The sequence below is a fragment of the uncultured Microbacterium sp. genome, from assembly GCF_913776565.1.
In the GTDB taxonomy this organism is placed as follows: domain Bacteria; phylum Actinomycetota; class Actinomycetes; order Actinomycetales; family Microbacteriaceae; genus Microbacterium.
The window spans coordinates 1-4370 of sequence record NZ_CAJYPF010000033.1; the positions used below are offsets into that span (position 1 = coordinate 1).

General features: G+C 71.4%; 3 protein-coding genes and 2 pseudogenes. All 5 read left to right on the plus strand.

Annotation, left to right across the window (positions count from 1 at the left end):
• Positions 1-630, plus strand: a pseudogene (locus QZ433_RS02065) (diaminopimelate decarboxylase); the annotation flags it as partial.
• Complete coding sequence (locus tag QZ433_RS02070) at positions 627-1949, plus strand: homoserine dehydrogenase (RefSeq protein ID WP_295779781.1); 1323 nt, start codon at positions 627-629, stop codon at positions 1947-1949. The pseudogene QZ433_RS02065 and the gene QZ433_RS02070, both read left to right, overlap by 4 nt.
• Position 1950: 1 nt before the next feature.
• A complete protein-coding gene (gene thrC / locus QZ433_RS02075; protein ID WP_295779782.1) occupies positions 1951-3033 on the plus strand; it encodes a threonine synthase in 1083 nt (360 codons plus the stop codon).
• Positions 3030-3950 (plus strand): homoserine kinase, encoded by a 921-nt coding sequence (gene thrB, locus QZ433_RS02080; protein WP_295779783.1) that lies wholly within the window; start codon positions 3030-3032, stop codon positions 3948-3950. The genes thrC and thrB overlap by 4 nt, the downstream gene beginning before the upstream one ends.
• A gap of 152 nt (positions 3951-4102) precedes the next feature.
• A pseudogene (locus tag QZ433_RS02085) lies at positions 4103-4370 on the plus strand (transcription termination factor Rho); the annotation flags it as partial.

Genomic DNA, 4370 nt, shown 5'->3' on the forward strand with positions numbered 1-4370 from the left:
ATCTCGTACACCTCGGTCGACGACCCGCGCCCCATCGAGGAGATCGCCGACGGGATCGTCGACGCCATCGCCGACGAGTGCGCGGTGCGCGGCATCCCGATGCCCGACGTCGCCACCGAGCCCGGCCGCGTCATCGTCGGTCAGGCTGGCGTCACGCTCTACGAGGTCGGCACGGTCAAGACCGTCACCGCCGCCGAGGGCGTCGAGCGCACCTACGTCAGCGTCGACGGCGGCATGAGCGACAACGCGCGTCCCGCGCTGTACGGCGCCGACTTCTCGGCTCGACTCGTCTCGCGCTCGAGCGCCGCGAACCCGGCCCTGTCGCGCGTGGTCGGCCATCACTGCGAGTCGGGCGACATCGTCGTGGATGCCGAATACCTCCCCGCCGACGTCACCCCCGGCGACCTGCTGGCCGTGCCCGCGACCGGCGCCTACTGCTTCTCGCTCGCGAGCAACTACAACTACACGCCCCGCCCTCCCGTCGTCGCGGTGCGCGACGGCGAGGCCCGCGTGATCGTCCGCGGCGAGACGATCGACGATCTGCTCTCGCGCGACGTCGGGGTCGCGGCATCCACCGGCCCGTCCTTTTCCCGCGGCACGACCGCATCACCCCACGGAGACACCGAATGACCGACTATCGCACGCTGCGCGTGGCGCTCCTCGGCGCCGGCGCCGTCGGCTCGCAGGTCGCCGACCTGCTGCTCAAGCACGGCGACGAACTCGCCGACCGCGCGGGAGCGACGCTCGAACTCGCCGGCATCGCCGTCCGCGACGTCGACGCCAAGCGCGACACCGACCTTCCGCGCGAGCTGTTCACGACGGATGCCGAGACCCTCATCGTCGGCAGCGACATCGTCATCGAGCTGATGGGCGGCATCGAGCCGGCCCGCACGCAGGTGCTGCACGCGATCGCCTCGGGCGCCGACGTCGTCACCGCCAACAAGGCCCTGCTCGCGACCCACGGCTCCGAGGTGTTCGAGGCGGCCGACCAGGTCGGCGCCGAGGTGTACTACGAGGCCGCCGCGGCCGGGGCGATCCCCATCATCCGTCCCCTGCGCGACTCGCTCGCGGGCGACCGCGTCGTCCGCATCATGGGCATCGTCAACGGCACGACCAACTACATCCTCGACCGCATGGACACCGAGGGCGCCGACTTCGCCGACGTCCTGGCGCAGGCGCAGGCGCTCGGCTACGCCGAGGCGGACCCGACCGCCGACGTCGAGGGCTTCGACGCCGCGCAGAAGGCCGCGATCCTGGCGAGCCTGGCCTTCCACACGACGGTTCCCCTGGATGCCGTCCACCGCGAGGGCATCACCTCGGTCGACGCCGCGATGATCGAGTCCGCGCGTCATGCCGGCTACGTCATCAAGCTCCTCGCCGTGTGCGAGCGACTGACGGCCGACGACGGCTCGGAGTCCATCTCAGTGCGCGTGTATCCGGCCCTGGTCGAGCGCACGCACCCGCTGGCGAGCGTCCACGGGGCCAACAACGCCGTCTTCGTCCAGGCCGAGGCCGCGGGCGACCTCATGTTCTACGGCGCCGGCGCCGGCGGTGTCCAGACCGCATCGGCCGTGCTCGGCGACGTCGTGTCGGCCGCGCGACGCCACATCGCCGGGGGAGTGGGCGTGGGCGAATCCACGCGCGCGAACCTCCCCGCCGTCCCGATCGGGCACGTCATCACGCGCTACCAGATCACCCTCGAGGTCGATGACCAGCCGGGCGTGCTGGCGACGGTCGCCGGCATCCTCAGCGAGGGGCGCGTGTCGATCGCGACCGTCGAGCAGACCGTCATCGAGGCGGACGAGAACTCCCGGTCGGGCGGATCCGCGCGACTGGTCATCGGAACACACAAGGCCCGCGAGCAGGACCTGAGCGAGACCGTCGAGCGTCTCGCCGCGAGCGGCGTCGTCGAGCGCGTGGTCTCGGTACTGCGTGTGGAAGGGAACTGACATGGCACACCTCTGGCGCGGAGTCCTCCGCGAATACGCCGACCGTCTGGGTGTCACCGACGCCTCCACCGTCGTCACCCTCGGCGAGGGCGGCACCCCGCTCATCCCCGCTCCGGCGCTGTCGCACCGCACGGGTGCCGACGTGTACGTCAAGTTCGAGGGCATGAACCCGACGGGCTCGTTCAAGGACCGCGGCATGACGGTCGCGCTCTCGCGCGCCGTCGAGCACGGTGCCAAGGCCGTGATCTGCGCCTCCACCGGCAACACCTCGGCGTCGGCCGCGGCCTACGCGGCCCACGCCGGCATCACCGCAGCCGTCCTCGTGCCCGAGGGCAAGATCGCGATGGGCAAGCTCAGCCAGGCGGTCGCCCACAACGGCCGTCTCATCCAGATCCGCGGCAACTTCGACGACTGCCTCGAGATCGCGCGCGAGCTCGCCGACCACTACCCGGTGCACCTCGTCAACTCGGTCAACCCCGACCGCATCGAGGGGCAGAAGACGGCCGCCTATGAGGTCGTCGCCCAGCTGGGCGCCGCCCCCGACTTCCACTTCATCCCCGTCGGCAACGCGGGCAACTACACCGCGTACTCGCGCGGATACCGCGAAGAGGCCGCCCGCGGCGTCGCGACGAAGGTGCCCCGCATGTTCGGTCTGCAGGCGGCCGGCTCCGCGCCGCTGGTGCGCGGCGAGGTCGTGAAGAACCCCGAGACGATCGCCAGCGCGATCCGCATCGGCAACCCCGCGTCGTGGGAACTCGCGCTCGAGGCGCGCGACGCCACCGACGGCTGGTTCGGCGCGATCGACGACGACGGCATCCTCGCGGCCCAGAAGATCCTCGCGGGAGAGGTCGGCGTCTTCGTCGAGCCCGCATCGGCCATCAGCGTCGCGGGTCTGCTCAGCCGCGCCGAGGCCGGCGTCATCCCCGCGGGGGCGAAGGTCGTGCTCACCGTCACCGGCCACGGCCTGAAGGACCCGCAGTGGGCCCTGCGTCGTGCCGACGGCACGACCGTCGAGCCCACCGTCGTCGACGCGACCACCTCGGAGGTCGCCTCCGTGCTCGACCTGCAGCCGGTGACCGCGTGAGCTCAGGCCCCGGACGCCGGGTCGCGGTCCGCGTTCCCGCGACGAGCGCGAACCTCGGCCCCGGCTTCGACACCCTGGGCCTCGCCCTCAGCGTCTACGACGAGCTGATCGTCGAGCAGCTCGACGGCGAGCGCCTCGAGATCGACGTCGAGGGCGAGGGGACGGCCGACGTCCCCCGCGACGCCTCGCACCTCGTGGTGCGCGCGATGGCGCACACCTATGCCTCGGTCGGTCGCCCCCTGCCCGGACTGCGGCTGACGGCGCACAACGTCATCCCGCACGGCCGCGGCATGGGCTCTTCGGGGGCGGCGGTGGTCGCCGGCATCCTGGCCGCGAAGGGACTGCTCGAGGGAGAGGTCGCTTTCAGCGACATCGATCTGCTGCGCCTGGCCACCGAGATGGAGGGGCACCCCGACAACGTCGCGCCCGGCCTGTTCGGCGGTCTGACCATCGCGTGGATGGATGCCGAGGGCCCGCAGCACAAGCAGCTCATCGTGCACCGCGGTGTCTCGCCCCTCGTCTTCGTGCCGAGCTTCACGATGTCGACGGCCGTGGCGCGGAGCTTGCAGCCTCTGCAGGTGCCACGCGAGGACGCGGTGTTCAACGTCTCGCGCTCGGCGCTGCTCATCGCAGCGATGACGCAGAGCCCCGAGCTGCTGATGGCGGCGACGGAGGACAAGCTGCACCAGAACTACCGCGCACAGGCCATGCCCGAGACCGACCGGCTCGTCCGGGCGCTCCGCGCGGAGGGGTACGCCGCCGTCGTCTCGGGTGCGGGACCGAGCGTGCTCGTGCTCGCCGACGGGCCGGGGCAGCGACTCGCGGCGGCATCCGTCGTCGACACCCCGTGGCAGGCGCTCATGCTCGCCGTCGACGTCAAGGGTGGTACAGTGAAAAACGCAGAGGGTTCCGCGTAAAGTCGCGAATCTGAGCCTCTGCACCACCTGCGAAATCCGCAACACATCGCGAACCCGGTATCGGCTGCAGTCTTCCGAACCGCTGGTGTCCTTCGTCTGCCTTTCTGCACGGCGAAGCGCGATCTGATCACGTTTCATTCTGAGGAGCACTCGTGGAGTCCATCTCCGAGACCCAGCCCGTCGACGCGCCCGAGGGCGCCGAGAACATCACGGACGAGCAGCCCAGCGCTGCCGCCGAGGGCACCGATACCGAGCAGACCGACACGGTCGACGCCGCCGCGACCGAGGGCGCCGACGCCCCCGAGATCGAGCAGGCCGCCGCCGAGGCGCAGCCCGAACCCCTGTTCACCGACGACGCGCTCGCGACCGAGGCGTCCGCCGACGCCGAGACGCCGGTCGCCGAGGCCGCGCCCGCCGAGG